The following is a 21,444-nucleotide window of genomic DNA, read 5'->3' on the forward strand; positions in this document are numbered from 1 at the left end:
ACAAGCAGGAGCTGCCCTCACCCTGCCCCTTTCCCGCAGGCGGGAGAGGGGAAAGCAGAGCATGAGCAGAGCAAAGCCCAACCCAAGCTTCCTCAGTCGTAATTGCTCAACGCCAGCGACAGCAATGCCTTGGCCTGCTCACGCAGCGATTGCGGCTCGACAATCTCCGCGTCCGAACCATAGTGCAGCACGTCCATCAGCAGCTCGCGCGACACGCTGTACGGCACCTTCAACTCATAGCGCCCATCAGCAAGAAACCGCCCCTGCTGCTTGGAATGCCAATGCTCGTCAGCCACCCAACGCGCCGCCTTGGCACTGAACACAATGGTCGCCCAGCCCTTGGGCGCGCCGGAGAAGATGCCGTAGCTGGCAGCCAACTGCTCGTTCAGCTCGGCATCGGGCACGTCCTGGGCGGGCTGCTCCAGCAGCCGCGCCTGGTGGATGCGGTCCACCGCGAAACTGCGTACTGCCTCGCGGGTATGGTCCCAGGCATCCAGGTACCAGTTATCGCGGTAATGGGTGATGCGCTGGGGCGACACCGTGCGCCGGGTCGCCTCATCGGTGGAGCGGGCACGGTATTCAAAGGACAACTGCTTGCGCTCAAGCACGCCAGACGCAACCGTACGGAAGCTGGCTTCATCCAGCTTGCGGCCACGGTGCGGAATCACCCGGACCCGTTCCACCGGCCATGCACTGGCCCCGGCCTGTGCCGCCAGCAGGCCTTCAATACGTTGCTGCAGGGGCGCCAGCACCGACGACAACACCCCACCGCTGGTGCGCGACAGCAGATGCTGCGAGGCCAGCAACGCATGCAGCTCCTCCGAGCTCAACCACAGCCCGGGTAGCTCGAAGCGGTCGCTTTCGCCGATCTGGTAGCGGAACCCGGCCTCGCCGTCGCCCTCCACCGGCGCCATCAGCGCATCGCGCAGGAAGGCCAGATCTCGGTACACCGTGGCACGGGAACAGCCCAATTCCTCCTGCAGCCGCTGCACCGTGATCGGGTAGCGGGCGGACTTGAGCAGACGATGCAGCGCGTTGATGCGTTCATAGCGGTCCATGGCCGGATTATGTCCGAGTCGGGGCCCGGATGGGCAGAGGGCGTCCGCCAAACGGGAAATGAAGCGCCCGCCCCGCATGGTCTGGGCCGCCGGGGTCATCCGGTATCATCGGCTGTCAGCCATCCTTGCCTGTTTCCGGAGATCTCGATGTCCCTGCGTGTTTCCCTGTTGCTGCCCCTGTTGCTGTGCGCCCCACTGGCCTGGGCCGACGAGGCGACGACCACCGATGACACCGCCCTGGCCGCGATGACCTCGCCGTGGAGTGGCAGCGGTGGCGAACTGGGCTTTGCCTCCGCGCACGGCAACAGCACCACCGAGAGCTTCAACGGCCGCCTGAAGCTGCGTTACACCGATGGTGACTGGGTGCACAGCATGGACCTGTTCGGCCTGCGCTCCAGCGCTGAGTACACCGAGACCGCCGATGACGGCAGCACCTCGCGCAAGCGCCAGACCACCGCCAACCGTTATAGCGGCAGCGCCGGCAGCGCCCTGCAGCTGGGCGAGCACCGCCAGCTCACCGCCACCGTGCGTTACGAGCGCGACGACTTCGCCACCTACGACCGCCTGGGCACCTTCGGCCTGGGCTACGGCACCCGCCTGATCGACGGCGAGCGCGTCACCCTGGATACCCAGATCGGCCCCGGTGTGCGCCGCACCCACAACTCGGAAACCGACGAGAACCGCACCGGCCTGATCGGCCGCGGCCTGTTCGATTTCAAGTTCGGCATCACTGACAACACCGAGTTGGTCAACTCGCTGCTGGTGGAATCGGGCTCCTACAACACCTTCGCGCAGAACGACTTCGGTGTTTCGGTCAATATGAACCAGCATTTCGCCCTGAAGGCAGGCTGGCAGGCGCGTTACAACAGCGACGTGTCCGACCAGAAGCGCAAGACCGATACGCTGTCCACCATGAACGTGGTCTACAGCTTCAAGTAAGCGCGGGAGCGGCCCTGTAGTGCCGAGCCATGCTCGGCATGGGGCCTGCCCGGATATGCCCGCAGGTCGGGTTGGTAGCGCCTCTGCCGAACATGGCCGGCGCTACCGTTTGGGGCTTGTTGGTAACGCCTCTGCCGAGCATGGCTCGGCACTACCGGTTGGGGTTTGTGGGTAACGCCTCTGCCGAGCACGGCTCGGCACTACCTGGGCTCAGGCCAGCAATTCGGCGGCACCGCCGGCCAACAGCTGGCGTGCGACCTCACGACCCAGCGCTTCCGGATCGCTGGCCGGGCCGCTGGCCTGTGCCCGTACCGCACGGCCATCGGCAACGCCGCCCACCAGGCCTTGCAGCCACAGATCCTGGCCCTGCCATTGCGCCAGGCCCGCCACCGGCACGTGGCAACTGCCGTCAAGGGCGCGGTTCATCGCGCGCTCGGCCTCCACGCAGGCGCGGGTCGGTGTGTCGTCCAGCGCCTTGACCAGGTTGATGATGTCGCCGGCGTCCTGCCTGCATTCGATCGCCACCGCCGCCTGTGCCGGTGCCGGCAACCACTGCGGTGCACGCAGACGGTCGCGGATGCGCGCGCCCAGTTCCAGACGCTCCAGGCCGGCGCAGGCCAGGATGATGGCGTCGTACTCACCGGCATCCAGCTTGCCCAGGCGGGTGTTGACGTTGCCACGCAGGTCGCGCAGTTGCAGGTCCGGGCGCAGCGCACGCAGCTGCGCCTGCCGACGCAGGGAGGAGGTGCCCACACAGGCACCCGGCGGCAGCGCGTCCAGGCTTTCGTAGCGGTTGGACACGAAAGCGTCGGCCGAATCCGCGCGGGCCAGGATCGCCGGCAACGCGAACGGTGCCTCCAGCTCCATCGGCACGTCCTTCAGCGAATGCACCGCGCAATCGGCTTCGCCGCGCAGCATGGCCAGCTCCAGTTCTTTCAGGAACAGGCCCTTGCCACCAATGGCGGCCAGCGAGCGGTCCAGTATCTCGTCGCCACGCGTGCTCATCGGTACAAGCACCACCTCCAGCCCGGGGTGAACCTGGCGCAGGCGTTCGGCAACGTGTTCGCTCTGCCACAGGGCAAGCGGGCTCTTTCGGGTAGCGATTCGCAGGATGCTCATGGCCCCATTATCGCCATTGCCGGCGCACAGGTCACAAACGTTCCATTTCGCCCTTCAGGCTGGCCACGCAGCGTCGGCTCACTTCCAGCGGCTCGGCGACTTCGCGCAGCACCGCCTGCACCTGCCCGGCAGGCGTGCGCCGCACTTCCTGCAGCCGCTCACGCGCGATCAGGCAGTTGCGGTGGATGCGGATGAAACGCTCGCCGAATTCCTCCTCCAGCGAGCGCAGGGATTCCTCGATCAGGTCCTGGCCGCGCAGGTGGTGCACCACCACGTACTTTTCCTCGGCCTGCAGATAGAGGATGTCTTCCACCGGCACCAGCCGCAGGCTGCCACGCAGGCGCGCGCACAGCACGCGCCGCGCCTGCGCCGACGGTACCAGCTGCGGGCTGCCACGGCCGGCAATGAAGGTACGGGCGCGCTCCAGCGCCGCCGCCAAACGCTCGGCACGGATCGGCTTCATCAGGTAGTCGATGGCTGCCGCCTCGAAGGCTGACAGCGCGTGCGCGTCGTAAGCGGTGCAGAACACCACGGCCGGGCGCGGCTCGAACCGGGACAGGTGGCGCGCGGCCTCCAGCCCATCAACGCCCGGCATGGCGATATCCAGCAACACCAGGTCCGGCTGCACCTGCGCACAGACATGCAGCGCTTCACTGCCATTGGCGGCCTCGCCAACCACGCTCACCCCCGGGTGGTCGGCCAGCAGCGTGCGCAGGCGCTCACGGGCCAGGGGTTCGTCGTCGGCAATGACCACCTTCACGGCATCGTCCTCGCAAGCAATGGATTGCAACCGGTCACATGGTAGCGGCCGGCACCCGCAGCCGTCGCCAGCACGGCACAAATTGCGGGCGCCTTCACAAACCCGCGCAGCTCAGGCCTGCTGGAAGCGTGCCTGCAGCCAGTCTCCCAGCGCGTGAATTTCCTCCCCGCAAACCTGGTGGGCCATCGGATAGCGCTGCCATTGCAGGTTGAAACCAAGCTCTCCCAGCACCTGGGCGCTGTGCTCGGCGATCTGCACGGGAATCACCGGATCAGCATTGCCATGGGCCATGAAGATCGGCTGCGCGGTGGCACCTGCCACCAGTTGGGTGGCAGCCGCATCCACTTCCGGCAGGTAGCTGGAAAGGGCAACCAGCCCCGCCAGTGGCTCGCGGCGCTGCAGGCCGACGGACAGGGTGATGGCGCCGCCCTGCGAAAAACCGGCCAGCACGATGCGCTGCGACGGGATACCGCGGGCCTGCTCACGCGCGATCAGTTCTTCAACCTGCTGCACCGACTCGGCCACCCCCTTTGCGTCGGCGCGGCTGCGGAAATCCATGCTGACGATGTCGTACCACGCGCGCATCGGCATGCCGTTGTTGATGCTCACCGGGCGCTTGGGTGCATGCGGAAACACGAAACGGATGGCCGGCCAGGGTGCACGCACCAGCTCCGGCACGATCGGCGCGAAATCGTGGCCATCGGCACCCAGCCCGTGCAGCCAGATCACCGCCCACTCCGGCGACGCGCCGGTTTCCTGCTCCACCGTTTCCAACATCTGCATCACTCCTGAAGACAAGCAGGGATTATGCCTTCAGGGACGGACATGTTGCCCATGCGGCAGGGCGCCTGGAGGGAATCGTCGGCGTCGCGCCGGGATGCGGCCTGCAACGCCCTGCTCTTGCGGCGTGCCGCCCCTGCCGGTGCCGGGGCGGCACGCCGCCACAGCCTCTGCCGAGCATGGCTCGGCACTACCGTGCTTGCGCCACGCCGTCAGGCGGGTCGGCGCGCATCGCGGCCGCACGCAGTTCGGCGGCGCGCACCAGTACCTGCGGCGGTGCACTTTCCTCGGGGATGCACAGCAGCCGATGGCGACGCAACCAGTCACCCACCCGCCGCGATGAGGTCCAGGCCACCACCGGCACGGCCAGCGCCATGCCGATCACCACCGGTGCCATCCACGCCGCCAACGGCGGCGATACCGCATAGGCCATCGCGCCGACCACCAGGCCGAACAGGCTCAGCCCGCCGTAACTACGCAGCAGCGCCGACAACGGAATGCTGCCGTCATCGCGCTGCTGGGCGTCCCAGCCGGAGTCCTTGCCGGCCAATACTTCGGCCACGCCGCGCGACTGCACATACATCACCACCGGCGCCATCAAGGCTGCCAACACGGTTTCCAACAGCACCGACAGCAGCGCGCGGAAAGCACCGCCGCAGCCCAGCCGCTCGTTGCGCGAGCTCAGCATCGCCACATACCCCATGGCCTTGGGCGCCAGCAGCACCGCCATGGTCAGCGCGAACACCCACAGCACGCCATCCTGGTCGATGCCGCGCCAGTAATAGGCCGGCGACAGCTTCAGGTGCAGCTCTTCGGCCAGGTCGATGCCACCATGGATCAACGGGATGGCAATGCCGATCAGCATCAGCATGGCCCACATCGGCGCGGTGAAGTAATGGCCGATGCCGATCATCATGTGCACCCGGCTGATCCAGTGCAGGCCCGGCGTGGTCACCACCTTGGCGTGCTGCAGGTTGCCCTGGCACCAGCGCCGGTCGCGGATCAGCAGGTCGGTCAGGGTCGGCGGACCCTCCTCGTAGCTGCCCTGCATGTACGGCACCATGTGCGCGGCCCAGCCGCCACGCCGCATCAGCGCCGCCTCGACGAAATCGTGGCTCAGCACATGGCCGCCGAACGGCTTGCGCCCGGGCAGTTCCGGCAGGCCTGCCTGCTCGGCGAAGGCGCGCGTGCGTATCACCGCGTTGTGCCCCCAGTAATTGCTCTCCGCACCGTGCCACCAGGCCACGCCGTAGGCCATTACCGGGCCATACACCCGGCCACCGAACTGCTGCATGCGGGCAAAGGCGGTGCGGCCGTTGACCACCGCAGGCAGGGACTGGATCAAGCCGACACTGGGATGGTTTTCCATTGCCGAGGCCAGACGTACGATCACCTCACCGGTCATCAGGCTGTCGGCGTCCAGGATCAGCATCTGCGGGTAGCTGCCACCGAAACGACGCACCCAGTCGGCGATGTTGCCGGCCTTGCGCCCGATGTTGCTGGCACGGCGCCGGTAGAACAGCCGCCCGGAACCGCCCGTGGCCTGCACCAGGTGGGCAAACACCTGCTCCTCGGCGCTGCCGATGGCGTCGCGTGTGGTGTCGCTGAGCACGAAGAAATCAAAACGGTCCAACTGCCCGGTAGCGGCCACCGATTCGTAGATCGCCTGCAGGCCGGCCATCATCCGGCGCGGGTCTTCGTTGTAGGTGGGCATCAGCAGTGCGGTGCGGGTGCGCAGGGTGGGCAGTGGTGTGCCCGGCAGGATGCCCAGCTTGCGACGGCCACGCAGCAGGGCCTGCAACCCCGCCAGGCTGCTGACGAAAGACAAGGCCACCCAGGCGAACAGCAGCACGAACAGCACCAGCAGGCAGCCTTCCAGCACGTTCAAGCCCCCGCGCAACAACACCTGGGCCATCATCCAGGTGGCGCCCAAGGTCATCAGCGCGGTAGTGCCGAATACATACAGACGGCGCAGGCCGATGTTGGCCGGTGCGGTTTCCTGCCGGGGGACGTGCAGCTTGCCTGCGCGCAGGGACTGCTCGGGCATCGGCAAGGGATGCTCCGCCGGCAGGATCGCGCTACCGGCATCCAATGCGTTTCGGTCAACTGATTGATTCATCGATGGCTCCGTTGCGGTGCCAACCGGCGAGCACCGGACCACGCCCGGGGGCACGTGCCGACGTGCCACTGACTGCTTGTGTAATGCACCTGGATTCCTTGGGGGAGAACGCTGATAAGCGGGGGCAAGCTAGAAGATCCAACCTAAACCTGTGGCAAACGCGGGGGCAACGACGCTGTCGCAGGCAAACATCTCCCCCCTGTCGAGCCCTGTCCCCGACGCGCCTGCAGCCACATCGTGCGTCGCTGTTTGCAGTGCACAATTATCCATCATCGCAGATGCGGCGCGCAGCGCGACACCCGGACCGCTACCGCAGTTTGTGTCATAGCGATTGTAATGGCTGTCACCGAAAACGCTTACATGCCACTGAAAGCGCTCCGCCTGCTGCGCCCTCGGGGCTCGCAGCAAACCTTGCGCAACAACATCTTGCGCACACGCCAGGCATGAAAAAAGCCGTACCCCCGAGTGGCGGGTACGGCCCTTGCCTTCAAGCTGAACCGGTTCTGATCAGACGCGCGGTGACAGCAGGCCGATGCGCCGGAACCACATCTCCAGCGGCACCGTGACCAGCGGTGGCACTGCGGCCACCAGTGCCAGCAGCAGCGCCCACAATGGCCAGCGCAGCTTGCCCCAGGCGTAGAGCGTGACTACCACGTAGAACAGGAACGCGGCGCCGTGCAACGGCCCGAACACACGCACCCCCAGGTCGGTGATCTCCATGCCACGCTTGAGCAGCATGCCGACCAGCAGGCCGGCCCAGGTGATGCCTTCGATCAACGCCGCGGCGGCAAACAGTTTGCCTGCCGGGGACAAGGGCTTGGCAGCCATCAACACTCCATCCACAGTTCAAAAGAACGCCGATTGTACGGGGCCGCCAGCGCTGGCGCTGCCCGGCCCTTACAACCAACCGCGGCGCTTGAACCACAACAATGGCAGCACGATGCTCAGCCCTATCACCGCCAGTGCGATGGCGTAGCCAAAGTGCCAGTGCAGCTCGGGCATCGCGGCAAAGTTCATGCCCCAGATGCCGACCAGTACCGTTGGCGGGATGCCCACCACCGAAGCGACGGCCATCACCTTCATCACTTCGTTCTGGTCCATGTTGATCAGGCCCAGCACGCTGTCCAGCAGAAATTCATTGCGATCGCCGAGTTGCTGTTCGAACTCGCTGAGCGACGCCAGGTCCTTGATCACCAGCTTGATACGGCGCGGGGCGTCGGCGCCGAACCACTCGGGCGCTGCCTCGTCCAGGTAGTTCATCATCCGCAGCAGGCCATGCAACGTGTTGTGCAGGGCACCGATGCGGCGCCCCATCTGCCCGACCTCATGCAGCATCTGCTCCAGCTGGCGCGTGGCGCGGCGGCCCTTGCGGCGATTGAAGGCGGCACGGGAGAACTCGCTCATGGTGCTTTCCAGCGACTCCAGCAGGTCGGCTAGACGATCGACAATGCGCTCGATGATGCGCAGGAACAGGTCCGCCGGGCCGCTGCAGGGGCGTCGCCCCAGGTCGTGCTCCAGCCCGTCCAGCGCATCGATGGCATGCTCGCGCTGCACCACCAGTACATTGGGCGCCACCACGAACCCCAGCGGCCCCACCACGTGCTCGGCCTCGTACTGGAAGCGTGGCAGGTTCAACACCAGGGCGGCCCCTTCCATGCGTACCCGGCTGCTGAACTCGATCTCGCTGATACCAGCGCGGTCGGGGATGCGGAAACCGGCCTGCTGCGATGCCTGCGCCAGTTCGTCCGGGGTGGGTCGGCAAAGATCCACCCACACTACGTCGGGCGCGCCATCAGCAGCGGGGGCAAGGGTCCGGCATTCGAACATGGTGGACTACCGTGGAAAGCGTGGCCCCATCGTGGTCGTACCGGCGGCTTGAGTAAAGCGGCCAGCTCATTGTTGCTGCTGCGCTGCGTACCAGTCCGCGTAAGGCGTATTGCGTGCCAGGTGCCGGTTGTAGTCGGGAGCACCGTCGTGCCACCACACCGGGCCGCGTTCACCAAGACCGTGCTTGGCCGCCTCCACCGCTGCTGCAGCCAAGGCCAGCGCCGCGCGATCGCCAGCCCGACGCGCCGCCCCCATCTGCCGCCGCGCCGCCATCAGCGTCTTTACCAACCGCGCATGCTCGGCCGCCGACAAACCCGGGTTGGCGGCCCGCCACAGGCGTCCGCGCACTACCAGGTAACGGCCATCGGGGGTGAACAAGGGTGCCTGCGGCATGGTCTGCCCGGTGTCCATGGCGTGGTCCCCGAGTATCCCACCGGGCGCCTGTTGCAATGCGTGGCCGCCTTCACGCAAGCTCGCCGTTCCTCCAACCAACAGTCCGCCCATGCAAGACAACATCATCCAGATCATCCCGGCCGACGGCTGGGTAGCCGTGTTTGACGAAGCCGGTGACGAAAGCGCGCAGTCGCTGGTGTGCTTTGCGGTAGTGGAAGAAGCCGGCAAGCGCGCTGTGCGCCCGATGCTGGCCAATGGCAAGCAGATCAGCTTTGCCGACACCCTGCCCAACTTCGCCCGCGTTGAAGAAGCCGACGCCTTCGAGGAAGACGAAGACGAAGAGGACGAAGAAGAGGACGAGGAAGAAGAGGACGAAGAAGAGGCCTGAGCCTCGATGCCTGCACGTGTGGCCGGCGCAACGCCGGCTGCACGCCCCCGTTGTCGGCGTGACCGTGTCACCCCCTGGTCATCGTCGCCTGCAAGGCTGCGCAGTTGACCTGCCATGACCTTGCCCGATGACCCATCGCCCTGTCCTGCTTGCCGTGCTGCTCACCGTCTGCGGCACCACCCTCGCTCAGCCCCCCGCATCGCCCACTGCCGCCCCGCCCGGCCTGCCCTTGCAACACACCGCCGGTCCGTGGAATGCCGGCCATGTGCAGGGCATCGCGGTGGACCAGCGCAACGGCTACCTCTATTACTCCTTCACCAATCTGCTGGCCAAGTACGACTTCAACGGCGCGCTGGTAGGCACGCTGGTGGGATGGAATGGACATCTGGGCGACCTGGATTTCAATCCGGACGACGGCAAGGTCTATGGCTCGCTGGAGTACAAGAACGACCAGGCGTTCTACATCGCGATGATCGATGTGCAGCGCATCGATCGCATCGGCGTCAACGCGGCCGACAACGACATCGTGCGCACTGTCTACCTCCCCGAGGTGGTCAATGACTACACCGCCGACATCAACGGCGATGGTCGCTTTGATGGCGACGACGGCCGCTACCGTGGCAACGAGGCAGACTCGCCCGATCACCGTTACGGCTGTTCCGGCATTGATGGTGCTTCCTTCGGCCCCCGCTTCGGTCGCACCGATGGCACATCACTGCTGACCATCGCCTACGGCATCTATGGCAACACCGGGCGCAGCGACAACGACCACCAGGTGCTGCTGCAGTATGACGTCAGCCAATGGCAGGCGCTGGCCAGGCCACTGCTGGAAGCGCAACCACATCACAGCGGCCCGGCCGAGGTGGATGGCAAGTACTTCGTGTACACCGGCAATACCAGCTACGGCGTGCAGAACCTGAGCTATGACCCTGCCGGCAAGCGCTGGCTGATGGGGGTCTACCAAGGCAGAAAGCCCGGCTTTCCCAACTACCTGATGTTTGCGGTGGACGCGCAGGCAGCACCGGTGCGCGGCGATCTGAGGGGCGTCGCCGCTGCCGATGCGCACGCATGGGAGCAGGGGCTGTTGCTGCCCTTGGCCGACGCCGGGCTGGTCGACAAGGCCACCGGTATCCGCGGCTGGCAACAGAAGGCCGACGTCGGTCTGCAGGCCTTGGGTGGTGGCCTGTTCTATCTGGTCGACAACTACAGGGAAGGTCCACAGCAGGCAGCGAAGCTACGCCTTGTTCGATGGAACGACGATGCTCGGCAGCCATTCGTGGATGTGACATCGCACTGATTGCGATGCTGCCATCACCGGTGATGGCCCGATGCGGTGCGGCAAGGCCCGGTGGCAGGTCGATGCTGTTCGAGAACCTGGAAAAAGCACTTTCATACGCGACGTTATCCACGGGAAAAACGTAAAGGTTCTGTAATTGTCCGGACGTAAGGTGGCGCCGCTCGCTCGGCTTGATGCCAGCTCTCTGCGGCTTCCCCCTACTCTCCGGAACAGATCCATGTACGAAGTGAAGAAGTCGGCGCTGGTCAGCGCCATCGTGGTGGCACTTTGCCTGTCACCTGACGTCCTGGCGCAGCAGACCACTGCAGCCACCAACCAGAACATCGGCAGCGGCACGCTGCGCGGACGCGTGCTCAACACCAGCAACGGCGAATACCTGCGCAATGCCGAAGTGCGCGTGGAAGGCAGCCGCAACGTCAGCTACACGCAGGAAGGTGGCCACTTCCAGCTGACGGGCCTGCCGGCCGGCACGGTCACCTTGCTGGTCAAGTACACCGGCCTTGAAGAGCAGCACATCACCGCAACCGTGGAAGCCGGCAAGGCCACCACGGTCGAGGTTGCCTTGAAGGCAGCGTCGTATGCGGGCAGCGGTGCCACCGACCTGGATGCGATCAAGGTCACCGCCTCGCGCGATGGCCAGGCCAGCGCGATCATGGAGCGGCGCGCGGCAATGAACGCCAAGAACGTGGTCGCGGCCGACAACTACGGCGCGCTGACCATGGGTGACGTCGGCGAGTTCATGAAATCGATGCCCGGCCTGTCGCTGGACTACACCGAAGTGGATGCCACCGCGGTGCGTATCGGTGGCCTGGACCCGAAGTACTCCACCTTCACCACCGACGGTGCGCGCATGGCCACCGCCACTTCCAACAACAACTCCGGCCGGCAGAACTCGTTCGAGCAGATGTCGATCACCGGCATCGAGTCGATCGAGCTCAACAACACCCTGACCGCAGCGATGGACGCCGATTCGCCGGGCGGCAACATCAACCTGCGCAGCAAGTATGCGTTCCAGCGCACCAAGCGTGACATCGTGTTCCAGCTGGGCGCGGTTGGCACCTCCGATTCCAACTGGTCGGGCAAGTACTTCCCTGACGACCGCAAGCACGACACGATCTATCCGTCCGGCCAGTTCGGCTTCGGCGATGTGTTCATGGACGGCCGCTTTGGTGTGGAGTTCAACGCCAGCTACAACGCCAACTACGTGCAGCAGGACCGCATCCAGACCGACTACGCCTACAAGCCCGACGGCAGCGCGATGCCGTACCGGGTGATGTGGCGCCCCGGCCCGAAGATGACCAGCCGTACCGCGGCCAACCTCAGCCTGGACTACCAGATCACCGACGAATTGGTGGCCTCGTTGCGCAGTACCTATTCGATGTATGACGTGGAGTACTTCAACCAGTACACCTACCTGATCTTCGGTACCACGTCCAAGTCCGAAGCCGCGCCGGGCTCCACGCCCAACCACATCGTGGTCGATCCCAACGGCACCAACACCCGCCTGCACACCCAGTACTCGCACCGCTACGCGGGCACCCCCGCCTATCTGATCGCGCCCAAGCTCGAGTACAAGGGCGAAGACTGGGAGGCTGTGCTGCGCGGCAGCTACTCCTCGGCCGAGTTCAACTTCCGCGACAACAGCAAGGGCTTCTTCCAGCGCACCGACAGCTGGCTGACCGACATCGGCTTCACCCTGGATCGCCCCTCGGAGAGCTCGCACGAGTGGAACCTGGCGCAGACCGGTGGCCGTCCCTGGAACGACCCGGCCAACTTCAACCGTGACGCCGAGATCGGCTACAACGTGCGCACCGCCGAATCGGATGCGCTCAATGACCAGTACGGCGTCAACCTGGACCTGAAGCGTCACCTCGACTTCAACGACACGCCGGTCACCCTGATGGGCGGCATGGGGACACGCCGCAACGACTGGCGCACCAACGAGGGCGCGTACAAGCAGTACAAGTACGTCGGCCCCAATGGCAGCCAGACCGACCCGGGGGCCAGCGTGCCGTGGACCGGCAACTATGACTTCGAGATCATCGGCACCGGCGCTGGCAACATGAACCAGCAGGGCTGGCGCGCGGACAGCAACTACGCCATGTACCAGATCTTCAAGGACCACCCGGAATACTTTGTCCCCGACGTGGTCGGCAACCTGAAGCGCCAGCTGGACAACAACAAGCGCATCCAGGAAGAAGTGGATGCCGCCTACATCGAGGCCGAAACCCGTCTGGGCGATGCCCGCTTCGACCTGGGCCTGCGCTACGAGAAGACCCGTACCGCCGCACGCGTGGCCGATGTGCGGCCGCTGAGCGAGGTCAAGGCCGCCGGGTTCGATCCCAGTACCGTCGAAGGCCTGATGTACCAGTACAACGGCGGCCGCTACAGCACCCGCAAGGGCGAGTACGACGACTTCTTTCTCAGCGGCGGCGTCAAGTACGATTTCACCGACAAGCTGGTCGGGCAGCTGTCCTTCAGCCAGTCCATCCTGCGCCCGGACTACGGCAACCTCGGTGGCGTGGTGTCGGTCAACGACGACACCATGATCGTCACCGTACCCAATGCCCAGCTCAAGCCGGAGCACTCGACCAAGTACTACGCCAGCCTGCAGTACTACCTGGAGCCGTCGGGCATGCTGGGCCTGTCCTACTACAAGCTGGACATGCAGGACATGCAGGTAACCGGCATCACCGTCAATCCGGAGGACGTCGGCTTCAACCCGGGCGATTACGAAGGCTATACCTTCCGCAGCGCGCAGAATGCACCGGGCACCAGCACCAACGAGGGCGTGGTGCTGGAGTACAACCAGCAGCTGACCTTCCTGCCTGGCGCCTGGAAGGGCCTGAGCCTGTATGGCTCACTGACCCAGGTGCACCCGGACGGCCCGCGCCAGAACATTCCCAAGCAGGCCGCCAACTGGGGCATCCGTTACAACTACGGTCGCTTCGACTTCCAGATCAACGGCAACTACCAGTCCGAGCACCGCGTCAGCGCCTTGAGCAACACACCAACGACCGCCAACAACGGCATTCTCTACCGTGACGCGCGCGAGCTGTGGAACATCAGCGCCAGCTACAAGCTCACCGACAACATCGATGTGATGCTGGCCGGCCGCAACATCTTCAACGAGCCTGAAGTCATCTATTCCAACATCCCCAGCCGCGTGCAGATGTACACGATCTACGGCTCGATGTGGAACTTCGGTATCCGCGGTCGTTTCTGAGGCCAACACCAGCACCCGGCAACACCGGGCCGGGAACAACTCCAACGCCCCTCTCCCGCCCACGGCGTGAGAGGGGCCGCCGGCGAGCTGCCATCGCCTGCCCTTGTGCCGGCGCAAGGGTGCCAACGCGGACGGAAGGCCGGTGCAGGTGCCGGCTCCACCGGCAATCCCTCCATCGCCTCTTCCCCCAGGAGCCGCAATGACCATCAACATCGATCGCCGCCGCCTGCTTATCGGCGCCAGCCTTGGCCTGGGTGCACTACTGCTGCCCGTCGGCCGTGCTTTCGCTGCCCAGATGCAGGCGGCCAAAGGCTTCACCCACAACGTCGCCAGCGGCGAACCGGGCCCGGATTCCCTGTTGCTGTGGACACGCTACGTGCCCACCGACAACCTCGATGAAATCACCCTGCAGGTGGAACTTGCCAGTGACCGGGCATTCGCCAGCGTGGTCGCTGGTGCCAGCGTGCGCACCGGTGCCTACCGCGACTGGACCGCAAAGCTGACCTTGGCGGGCCTGCAACCCGGCCAGACCTATTGGTACCGGTTCATCGCCCCGGATGGCAGCCATTCGCCGGTTGGCCGCAGCCGTACCCTGCCGGTGGGCGATGTCGCAGGCTTCAAACTTGGGCTGTTCTCCTGCGCCAATCTACCCATGGGCTGGTTCAACGCTTACGCGCATGCCGCGCAGCGCGAGGACATGGACCTGTGGTTGCATGTGGGTGACTACCTCTACGAATACGGCATCGCCGCATACAAGACACAGGACCGTATCGCCGAGCGTGAGGTACTGCCTGCGCACGACCACGAAATGATCTCGCTGCTCGACTACCGCCTGCGCTTTGCCTGTTATCGCGCTGACCCTGACCTGCAGGCGCTGCACCAGAACGTGGCGATGGTCGCGCTATGGGACGACCATGAAAGCGCCAATGACAGCTGGGAGGGGGGCGCGCAGAATCACCAGCCCGCAACCGAAGGAGACTGGACCGCACGCAAGGCCGCGGCAATGCAGGCCTATCGCGAGTGGATGCCGGTGTCGGAGGAACCGTGGAAAGCCTATCGCATCGGCAACCTCGGCACCTTGTACCGCACCGAGTCGCGGCTGATCGGGCGTACTCAGCCGGCGGATATCGGCAGCGCCTACCTGGCCGGCACTGACGCCGCATTGGAAACCTTCCGCGATGGTCCCTGGCAGGACCCTTCCGCCACCATGCTCGGGCTTGAGCAGGAAACCTGGCTGTACCAGGCCATGGCCGACAATGCCCGCCACAGCCAGTGGCAACTGGTTGGCATGGGCACCATCCTTGGCCGCACGCTGATGCCGCCCCAGACGCTGGGCATGTTGCGCAGTGACGCCAGCGAACGCACCGCGCAGGCATTCCGCAACAACATACGCGGCACCCGCCTGGGCCTGCCGATGTGGATGGACCGCTGGGACGGTTACCCGGCCGCCCGCGCGCGTTTGCTGCGCGCCGCGCAGCAGGCCGACGCCGAACTGGTGATGCTGTCCGGTGACAGCCACAACGCCTGGGCGTATTCGTTGCAGCAGGACGGCCAGGCCGCCGGCGTGGAGTTCGCGGTGCAGGGCGTCACCTCCGGCGGCATCGAAGGCAGCCTGGGTGCAGCACCGGCCGATGTCGCACGTGCCTTCATGGCCACCAACCCCGAGCTGAGCTGGTGTGATACCTCGCGCCGCGGCTATGCCCTGCTAGACATCACTCCACAGCGCATCAATGGCGAGTGGATCTTCGTTCGGGACATCAAGGCACGCGGCACCGCAACCGACGGCAGCCATCGCATGCAGGTGGAGCGAGGCCGGCGGGCGTTCACCGCACCCGGCTGAACCCGCCTTCGACCGCACTCACAGTTGTCGAGGCGATGTCTGTTTTTTGTTCACCTGCGCTGTATTACATTTCGCGCCATATCGCCGCACGACGCGGCCCGATCCGGAGGAAGGAATGAGATCCGTACGTTTGCTGAGCATCGCAATGACCGCAGCGACGGTATTGGCCGTTGCCCCGGTCTGGGCCGATCCGCCGCATCATGCCCGCGGCAACGGGCCACCGTCGCATGCCGGTGGCCCGCACCACCGCGACGCAACCCCGCCCGGCTGGCAGAAGAAGGCCTGGCGGCGGGGTGAACGCCTGCGCTGGGACGAAGTGGACCGCCGCTACTGGGTGGATGATTACACGCACTACCAACTGCACAACCCGGGTCGTGGCGAACGCTGGGTACGCCAATCCGACACCGATTACCTGCTGGTGGAGATTGCCACCGGGCTGATCATCGACGCCCTGCATCGCTGATACCACACGGCTGCCCCGCCTGTCGGCATCTGCATGGGTGGGCAGGGCGGCGATTTATCAGTGTTTCGTGTGCGTGGCCCTGCCAGAACCTGAGCGCTTGCCACCACCGTCCTGCTTGTTGACCGTTGCCCAGGCAATGCGCTCGGCATCTTCCTTCGAGCGCCCTTCCTTGCGCTCGCTCTGTTCGATATGCGCTGCCTGGCGCTTCTGCTTGTCCGTGTAGGCATTCTTGTCGCCGCGTGGCATGAGACATCTCCTGTACTTGGTTTGCAGTACAACGCTAAGCCCGCAATGGTAATCAGCGCGTGCAGATTCCATTGCCGGCCTTGTCGCCCTGCCTGAACCTGCGCTGTGCACTTCAGCGGCGGTTGCATTGGTTGAATACGCGGTTTCCCGCCCCCGCTAACACCCTGCGCGCATGCCCCTAACAAGCAGGCGCGCATCATCAGCGTGAGCCTGCAGTTGGCTCGTTGCACATCCACGGAGCATTGCGATGAAACGCCTGCACCTGAGGACGCTGTGGTTGGCAGTTGCGGTAGTCCCCGCCTGTAGTCCGGTCGGGGTGGCCACCGCAACACCTCCCACATCAAACCTGCCGCCTGCCAGCAACGCCGCTGCCAGCGATCAACCGGGCAGCGATGGCTGGATCAATACAACCATAAGACAGAAGCTGAGCGCCGTCGCCAACCCCGCCAACGCGGGCATCCGGGTGGAAACACGCGGCGGCATGGTCAAGCTCAGCGGGCATGTCCCCCAGCAAGCCGACGCGGACCGCGCCGTTATGCTGGCGCGTGCAGTGGACGGTGTGATCAGCGTCGACGACAGCAGCCTGGTGATCGGCGCCGCGGACCACCAGGGGCCGCTGGACGATAGCTTCAATTGAGCGCGGTAGGTGCCTCGTAAGGCAGGCGGCGCAATCCCAAAGCGGCCAGCGCATCCCCGGCGGCATCCAGCACCGGCTGTTCCGCATCCAGCACCACCAGCACCCTGCCTGCCTGGATCTCGTCATCGAACTGCTGGCGCACCGGGTCTGGAACAGTTGCACCCAGCAGTGCCGAAGACAGGCTGCCAACCATTGCACCGACCAGGCCTATGGCCGCCGCCCCTGCCAGCGTGACACCCAATGGCGGGATGGCCACCGCCGCCAGGCCCGCCAACAAACCCGTCGCCGCGCCTATGCCGGCACCGCGGCCGGTGGCGGCAACCAGATCGGTATCGGCGAGCTTGCGATCATCGGCAATGGCGCGCTTCTCGATCTCGGCGCCCGCCACCAACAGAATGTCATCATCGTGCACCCCCGCAAACCGCGCCGCCTGCACCGCCTGCTCGGCCAACTTCAAGCCCTCGCACGCATGGACATGACGTAATTTCATGGTGCTCCTCCTGCCTTTGGACAGTGCTGTTGCTTCGCTTGGGCCCTGTATTGCGTCCACAGGTAACAGGCCGCTGCGGCCTGCAGCGGCCCGGTGGTGTTACCGGCAGTATCAATGCTTGCTGCCGCGGTCACGCCGTTCCTGCTCGCGCTGATCCAGCATCTTCTGGTCGTGCATGTCTTTCTGATGGCTGGGCTCGCCGCGCGACGCCTGCCGTGATGGATTCGCATTACGCGCCTGCTCGGCAGCATTGCCTTGCGGCCGCGCCTGCTCACCCTTGTGCATGCTGTTCTGCGTTTGTTTGCTGATCATTGCAACCTCCACATGCGGCAACGCGCCGCAGGCTCAGGCTGCACCCCTGCGGGTTAGCGCGACGTGGCTGTTCCGTAGTGGGATTGCCACAAAGCTGAGCAGGCTGCCAACGCAGCCGCTGGCCCCCGCATCAGGTCTGGCGGCGTAGCAATGACGCAAGCCAGGGCCTGTTCAACCTGCCTGCACTCAACCGCCGACGGCAGGGCCCTGCGCCGCGGGAATACGCTGCTGATCGATCTCCGCCGGATTGCGTTGCGCCTGCGCTGCCTGTGCAGCGTTCTGGGCAAACTGCGAACTCTGCGCATAGGCGGCGGTCAAGGCCTGGATCTGCGCAAAGTCCCCCCGTTCAAGCGCCGCCGTGTAGTCATTGATGAACTGGCCCGCCACCGAGCTGGAAGACGGTGCCAGACCCGCCTGATCCGTGGACTGGCCAGCTTGCGCGGGGGGCGCAACGCTGGGCCCGGCAGCATCCGGCGTGGCCTGGCGCATTTCCTCGCCGGTGGTCATGCTGGTCAGCACCATCTGCCCGTTCTCATCGCTGGCGTAGCTCGCAATCGGGCTGTTCGCGTTGTAGGTATTGGTTGCCGGGTCCGGCATCAATTCCAGTGAATAGCTGCGCTGGCCCAGGCCGTCGCGTGCATGATCGCGTTGTACCGCGGCCACCGCCGCGTCCAGTTCCGCTTCGGTACGTGGCACGCCGGCTGTTTTGTAGAGGTCGGCAATCAAGCCACGCATGCTGTCCTGCTCGGGCTGCGGATGCTCGCGCGCATACTGTGCGATGGCCTGCATGTCGGCCACACCGGCCTGTTGGCTCTGGTAGACCGCGTCCAGCTCGGCGCGCAGGTTACCCGTCGCGTTGCTGTCGTAGAGCCAGCCGTCGTGGGTCCACTCCCCGTCCGCGCTACGGGTATAGGTATCGCCATCGGAAGCGCGCAGCGTGTTGGCACTGGCGGCCGCCTGCTGGATCGCCTCCGGCACCGGTCCATCGCGGTGCCAACCAAACTGGTCGTAGGCCACCTGGTAGCGCGCAGCCACCGCCGCGGGTGAATTGGCGGCGTTCTGCGCCACGATCAGGTCCGAGGCGCGCTGCAGTTCGTCCGCTTTCTGCGCTGTCACCGGTGTGGTCCACTCGTGCTTCATGCCATGCTCCAGCGGCATGGAATGCAGCGCGGACCAGGTGCCGGCCTGCGCGTCATGCACGTAGGCATCAACGTCGGCCTCCTTGCTTGGCAGCCGATACGGGTTCTGGCTGTCGGCCGGGTTGGCCAGGCCCAGCGCATAGGACGCGTTGGCCGATTGATAGTTCAACTGCCGCGCCAGGTTCCCCGATGCCACGTAGCGCGTCTCCCGGAAGACAGCATCACCATCGCTGTCCAGGCGTGGGCTGACGGCCACCTCGGCCCCGGCCGTGGACGCCTGCGGCACCGGCGCCAGCTTGATCTGCTCGGTGGCGGCCGACCGCAGCCACCTGCCCTGCGGGTCGTCGGGGTCACGCGCCCATTCCACCCCGTTGCCATCGGTCTGCTTGAACACCTTGTCGTTGTCGCGCGCCTGTGCCCAGCGCTCGCCAAAATAGGCGCCGACAATGCCGCCGCCGATGCCGGTGATGATTGCCCCCGGCCCTGTCTCCGAGCCCACCAGCAAGCCGTAGCCAAAACCGGCAGCCACACCGCCAGCAATGCCGCCCACGTTGCGACCGACAAAATGGGTGGCGGTGGACTCGGCGCCCAGGTCATTACCCTGCCCGCGCAGCTCGATCACCTTGTGCCCGCTGCTGGCGAAGTCATAGGCCATCAGCGCGATGCCAGCCGCGCCGGCCCCCTTGAGCATCATCCGTCCACTGGGGCTCAGGCCCCGTGCCAGCATCGCATCCGGTGCGGCCTCCGCCGCGGCTTTGGTTCCGGTCAGTTGCGGCGGTTCCACCGCCGGTGGCCCGCGCGGCGCACCGGGCTCGCCGGCCGTACGCGGCGACGTCCCGGGTGACTCCACCAACAGGCCGGGGGCCAGCCCGCCGCGGGCTGCGCCCCACGCGGAGCGGGCAGCCGCCATCTCATCGAAGCTGAGCGCCTTGAATGCGTCCACCGGTTGGTTGAACAAGGTCCTGCCAACCGCGTCGTAGCCGTCGATCAGCGACAGGTTGGCGCGCACCTGCTGCACGCTGATGGTCTTTCCGCTGTTGCTGCTTGCGGCCTGGGCGATGCTTCGCTCCAGCTGCTGGAACTCGGCAGCGGACTGACTGGCAAAGGCCAACGGGTCATTGCCAAAGGCGCGTACCGGGTAACCGTTGATTACCGCATCCGGGTGCTTGAGCGCGGTGCTCAGCTCGAAGTTGCTGAAGCCACGCCCCGGCGGTGCATTCTCGACGAATGCCACGATCGGACGGCGGGCAGCAATCGCATTCTCGAAGTATTCCGGGCTACCCGCATTCCACATCATGTCCTGCAGCGCGCCGGCGTAGTTCGCTGCGCGCGGCTCGTAGCCATGAAGTTCCATGAAATGCTGGAACTTGCCTTCCACCACCCTGAACTCGGTTCGCGCTGCAGACTCCGTGCCCAGCTCGTTGATGAAGCGGCCCCAAAGCGTATCACCAATGATGCCGGCCTTCTTGCCGGTATCGCCTATATATGTCTCCGCATTCTGGAAGTTCGACACGCCCTTGCCGTCTACCCCGGAGAAACCGACGTAGTCCATGTTGGCAGGCAGCCTTGGCGGGTTCGCCCGCATCTGCCGGGCAAGGTAGTCCGCATAGCTGGACGTTCCATCCGGACCCGACCCGGGTGATTTCAGGTAGCTGATGACCTGGTCTATCTGCGCCGGTGTCAGCGGCTTGCCATCGGCGGCATTGGTTGCCGCCGACAATGTTGTGCGCGCGTAGTCGTCAAAGACGAAGTCGGTCATGCGCCCTCCTCGCCGCTTCCGCGCGCGGGGATGCGGACCTGCGCAAGCACCAGATCACCCGCGCCCTGCAGGTCAATGTCCGGGCTTGCCGACGCTGCCGCACCGGCTGGCACCGCGATGCCACGCTCCATCAGCAGCGCTGTCCGTGTGATAGCCATGTAACGCAGGTCGTACGCAACACGGGAGCGGTTTTCGAAAACCGATACCAAGCCTTTGGCCAGGCCTCGCAGGAACTCGAAGTCGGACTCGTCGCTATTGAGCGTCTGCTTCAACTCCAGCACCGCATCCAGCACCCAGTCCCGGCCAAGATCCAGCGTGAAAACACGCTCACGACGGCCCGCCGAGAGCACCTGCAGGTCAGCACCAAAACACCCGAGACCGGCTATGCGCGCCTCACCACGGTAGATCGCATAGCGATACTCGTTGTGGCTTGGGTCTTCCGGCGGCGAAGCGGGCACCATCTGCGGCTGCGGTATCCACAAGCCGTTGCTGTTGTCGACTGCCGAATCCAGGTGGGGCTCAAAGCTCAAGGGCATTGCCGGGGTCTCGCAGATGATTGTTTACAGGTTGGGAGAAGCTGCCGCACGTTTCGCCGGTTGAAGATGCTGTAGCGTCAAGGCGCTGGGAAGTGACTTCATGGCGTCCGAAGTTA

At 65.3% G+C, this 21,444-nt stretch carries 20 protein-coding genes; 7 read left to right on the forward strand and 13 right to left on the reverse strand.

Going from position 1 to position 21,444, the window contains the following annotated elements:
• Positions 1-92 precede the first annotated feature (92 nt).
• Positions 93-1,058 (reverse strand): helix-turn-helix transcriptional regulator, encoded by a 966-nt coding sequence (locus tag B2527_RS03135; protein WP_293706085.1) that lies wholly within the window; start codon positions 1,056-1,058, stop codon positions 93-95.
• Positions 1,059-1,205: 147 nt separating this feature from the next.
• On the opposite strand from B2527_RS03135, the gene B2527_RS03140 reads away from it, so the two are divergent.
• Positions 1,206-1,997: a DUF481 domain-containing protein gene (locus B2527_RS03140; RefSeq protein ID WP_293706086.1), complete on the forward strand. Its 792-nt coding sequence runs from the start codon at positions 1,206-1,208 to the stop codon at positions 1,995-1,997.
• A gap of 210 nt (positions 1,998-2,207) precedes the next feature.
• On the opposite strand, the gene hemC is transcribed toward B2527_RS03140, so the two are convergent.
• The 7 genes from hemC to B2527_RS03175 all read right to left on the reverse strand — a co-directional run bounded on the left by hemC (position 2,208) and on the right by B2527_RS03175 (position 9,013).
• A complete protein-coding gene (hemC, locus tag B2527_RS03145; protein ID WP_293706087.1) occupies positions 2,208-3,116 on the reverse strand; it encodes a hydroxymethylbilane synthase in 909 nt (302 codons plus the stop codon).
• Positions 3,117-3,147: 31 nt separating this feature from the next.
• Entirely contained in the window at positions 3,148-3,876 is a 729-nt protein-coding gene (locus tag B2527_RS03150) for a LytR/AlgR family response regulator transcription factor (protein ID WP_293706088.1), read from the reverse strand.
• 111 nt (positions 3,877-3,987) lie between these two features.
• On the reverse strand, positions 3,988-4,653 hold the full coding sequence (locus B2527_RS03155) for an alpha/beta hydrolase (protein WP_293706089.1): 666 nt from the start codon (positions 4,651-4,653) through the stop codon (positions 3,988-3,990).
• 193 nt (positions 4,654-4,846) lie between these two features.
• A complete protein-coding gene (mdoH, locus tag B2527_RS03160) occupies positions 4,847-6,775 on the reverse strand; it encodes a glucans biosynthesis glucosyltransferase MdoH (RefSeq protein ID WP_293706090.1) in 1,929 nt (642 codons plus the stop codon).
• A 507-nt stretch (positions 6,776-7,282) separates the two neighbouring features.
• The gene (locus B2527_RS03165; RefSeq protein WP_293706091.1) at positions 7,283-7,603 is read right to left on the reverse strand and encodes a DUF3817 domain-containing protein; all 321 of its coding nucleotides are present in this window, start codon (positions 7,601-7,603) and stop codon (positions 7,283-7,285) included.
• A 69-nt stretch (positions 7,604-7,672) separates the two neighbouring features.
• Positions 7,673-8,602: a CorA family divalent cation transporter gene (locus B2527_RS03170; protein WP_293706092.1), complete on the reverse strand. Its 930-nt coding sequence runs from the start codon at positions 8,600-8,602 to the stop codon at positions 7,673-7,675.
• 66 nt (positions 8,603-8,668) lie between these two features.
• On the reverse strand, positions 8,669-9,013 hold the full coding sequence (locus B2527_RS03175) for a hypothetical protein (RefSeq protein ID WP_293706093.1): 345 nt from the start codon (positions 9,011-9,013) through the stop codon (positions 8,669-8,671).
• Positions 9,014-9,104: 91 nt separating this feature from the next.
• Between B2527_RS03175 and B2527_RS03180 the strand changes: the two genes are divergently transcribed.
• From B2527_RS03180 to B2527_RS03200, 5 genes are all read left to right on the forward strand, one after another.
• On the forward strand, positions 9,105-9,383 hold the full coding sequence (locus B2527_RS03180; RefSeq protein WP_293706094.1) for a hypothetical protein: 279 nt from the start codon (positions 9,105-9,107) through the stop codon (positions 9,381-9,383).
• Positions 9,384-9,510: 127 nt separating this feature from the next.
• The gene (locus tag B2527_RS03185) at positions 9,511-10,680 is read left to right on the forward strand and encodes a hypothetical protein (protein ID WP_293706095.1); all 1,170 of its coding nucleotides are present in this window, start codon (positions 9,511-9,513) and stop codon (positions 10,678-10,680) included.
• A 217-nt stretch (positions 10,681-10,897) separates the two neighbouring features.
• Positions 10,898-13,906 carry a TonB-dependent receptor domain-containing protein gene (locus tag B2527_RS03190; RefSeq protein ID WP_293706096.1) on the forward strand — a complete coding sequence of 1,003 codons (3,009 nt, stop codon included), beginning with the start codon at positions 10,898-10,900 and terminating at the stop codon, positions 13,904-13,906.
• A 199-nt stretch (positions 13,907-14,105) separates the two neighbouring features.
• Positions 14,106-15,746: an alkaline phosphatase D family protein gene (locus tag B2527_RS03195; RefSeq protein ID WP_293706097.1), complete on the forward strand. Its 1,641-nt coding sequence runs from the start codon at positions 14,106-14,108 to the stop codon at positions 15,744-15,746.
• A gap of 115 nt (positions 15,747-15,861) precedes the next feature.
• A complete protein-coding gene (locus tag B2527_RS03200) occupies positions 15,862-16,209 on the forward strand; it encodes an RcnB family protein (RefSeq protein WP_293706098.1) in 348 nt (115 codons plus the stop codon).
• A 57-nt stretch (positions 16,210-16,266) separates the two neighbouring features.
• Here the strand turns inward: B2527_RS03200 and B2527_RS03205 are convergent, their stop codons facing one another.
• A complete protein-coding gene (locus B2527_RS03205) occupies positions 16,267-16,455 on the reverse strand; it encodes a hypothetical protein (protein WP_293706142.1) in 189 nt (62 codons plus the stop codon).
• A 247-nt stretch (positions 16,456-16,702) separates the two neighbouring features.
• On the opposite strand from B2527_RS03205, the gene B2527_RS03210 reads away from it, so the two are divergent.
• Positions 16,703-17,092, forward strand: a complete 390-nt coding sequence (locus tag B2527_RS03210; protein WP_293706099.1) for a BON domain-containing protein — start codon at positions 16,703-16,705, stop codon at positions 17,090-17,092.
• On the opposite strand, the gene B2527_RS03215 is transcribed toward B2527_RS03210, so the two are convergent.
• The 4 genes from B2527_RS03215 to B2527_RS03230 all read right to left on the reverse strand — a co-directional run bounded on the left by B2527_RS03215 (position 17,085) and on the right by B2527_RS03230 (position 21,253).
• Complete coding sequence (locus tag B2527_RS03215; RefSeq protein ID WP_293706100.1) at positions 17,085-17,582, reverse strand: hypothetical protein; 498 nt, start codon at positions 17,580-17,582, stop codon at positions 17,085-17,087. The genes B2527_RS03210 and B2527_RS03215 overlap by 8 nt on opposite strands.
• A gap of 111 nt (positions 17,583-17,693) precedes the next feature.
• Positions 17,694-17,894, reverse strand: a complete 201-nt coding sequence (locus tag B2527_RS03220; protein WP_293706101.1) for a hypothetical protein — start codon at positions 17,892-17,894, stop codon at positions 17,694-17,696.
• Positions 17,895-18,080: 186 nt separating this feature from the next.
• On the reverse strand, positions 18,081-20,792 hold the full coding sequence (locus tag B2527_RS03225; protein WP_293706102.1) for a hypothetical protein: 2,712 nt from the start codon (positions 20,790-20,792) through the stop codon (positions 18,081-18,083).
• On the reverse strand, positions 20,789-21,253 hold the full coding sequence (locus tag B2527_RS03230) for a hypothetical protein (protein WP_293706103.1): 465 nt from the start codon (positions 21,251-21,253) through the stop codon (positions 20,789-20,791). The genes B2527_RS03225 and B2527_RS03230 overlap by 4 nt, the downstream gene beginning before the upstream one ends.
• Between the last annotated feature and the right edge of the window lie 191 nt (positions 21,254-21,444).

The sequence above is a fragment of the Stenotrophomonas sp. UBA7606 genome (genome assembly GCF_002477705.1).
Lineage (GTDB): Bacteria > Pseudomonadota > Gammaproteobacteria > Xanthomonadales > Xanthomonadaceae > Stenotrophomonas.

Coding starts and splice junctions, on each gene's coding strand:
- B2527_RS03155 (WP_293706089.1), bottom strand. CDS start 4,653: ATGTTGGAAACGGTGGAGCAGGAAACCGGCGCGTCGCCGGAGTGGGCG.
- B2527_RS03135 (WP_293706085.1), bottom strand. CDS start 1,058: ATGGACCGCTATGAACGCATCAACGCGCTGCATCGTCTGCTCAAGTCC.
- B2527_RS03205 (WP_293706142.1), bottom strand. CDS start 16,455: ATGCCACGCGGCGACAAGAATGCCTACACGGACAAGCAGAAGCGCCAG.
- B2527_RS03225 (WP_293706102.1), bottom strand. CDS start 20,792: ATGACCGACTTCGTCTTTGACGACTACGCGCGCACAACATTGTCGGCG.
- B2527_RS03200 (WP_293706098.1), top strand. CDS start 15,862: ATGAGATCCGTACGTTTGCTGAGCATCGCAATGACCGCAGCGACGGTA.
- B2527_RS03230 (WP_293706103.1), bottom strand. CDS start 21,253: ATGGTGCCCGCTTCGCCGCCGGAAGACCCAAGCCACAACGAGTATCGC.
- mdoH (WP_293706090.1), bottom strand. CDS start 6,775: ATGAATCAATCAGTTGACCGAAACGCATTGGATGCCGGTAGCGCGATC.
- hemC (WP_293706087.1), bottom strand. CDS start 3,116: ATGAGCATCCTGCGAATCGCTACCCGAAAGAGCCCGCTTGCCCTGTGG.
- B2527_RS03195 (WP_293706097.1), top strand. CDS start 14,106: ATGACCATCAACATCGATCGCCGCCGCCTGCTTATCGGCGCCAGCCTT.
- B2527_RS03210 (WP_293706099.1), top strand. CDS start 16,703: ATGAAACGCCTGCACCTGAGGACGCTGTGGTTGGCAGTTGCGGTAGTC.
- B2527_RS03190 (WP_293706096.1), top strand. CDS start 10,898: ATGTACGAAGTGAAGAAGTCGGCGCTGGTCAGCGCCATCGTGGTGGCA.
- B2527_RS03175 (WP_293706093.1), bottom strand. CDS start 9,013: ATGGACACCGGGCAGACCATGCCGCAGGCACCCTTGTTCACCCCCGAT.
- B2527_RS03185 (WP_293706095.1), top strand. CDS start 9,511: ATGACCCATCGCCCTGTCCTGCTTGCCGTGCTGCTCACCGTCTGCGGC.
- B2527_RS03170 (WP_293706092.1), bottom strand. CDS start 8,602: ATGTTCGAATGCCGGACCCTTGCCCCCGCTGCTGATGGCGCGCCCGAC.
- B2527_RS03140 (WP_293706086.1), top strand. CDS start 1,206: ATGTCCCTGCGTGTTTCCCTGTTGCTGCCCCTGTTGCTGTGCGCCCCA.
- B2527_RS03165 (WP_293706091.1), bottom strand. CDS start 7,603: ATGGCTGCCAAGCCCTTGTCCCCGGCAGGCAAACTGTTTGCCGCCGCG.
- B2527_RS03215 (WP_293706100.1), bottom strand. CDS start 17,582: ATGAAATTACGTCATGTCCATGCGTGCGAGGGCTTGAAGTTGGCCGAG.
- B2527_RS03180 (WP_293706094.1), top strand. CDS start 9,105: ATGCAAGACAACATCATCCAGATCATCCCGGCCGACGGCTGGGTAGCC.
- B2527_RS03220 (WP_293706101.1), bottom strand. CDS start 17,894: ATGATCAGCAAACAAACGCAGAACAGCATGCACAAGGGTGAGCAGGCG.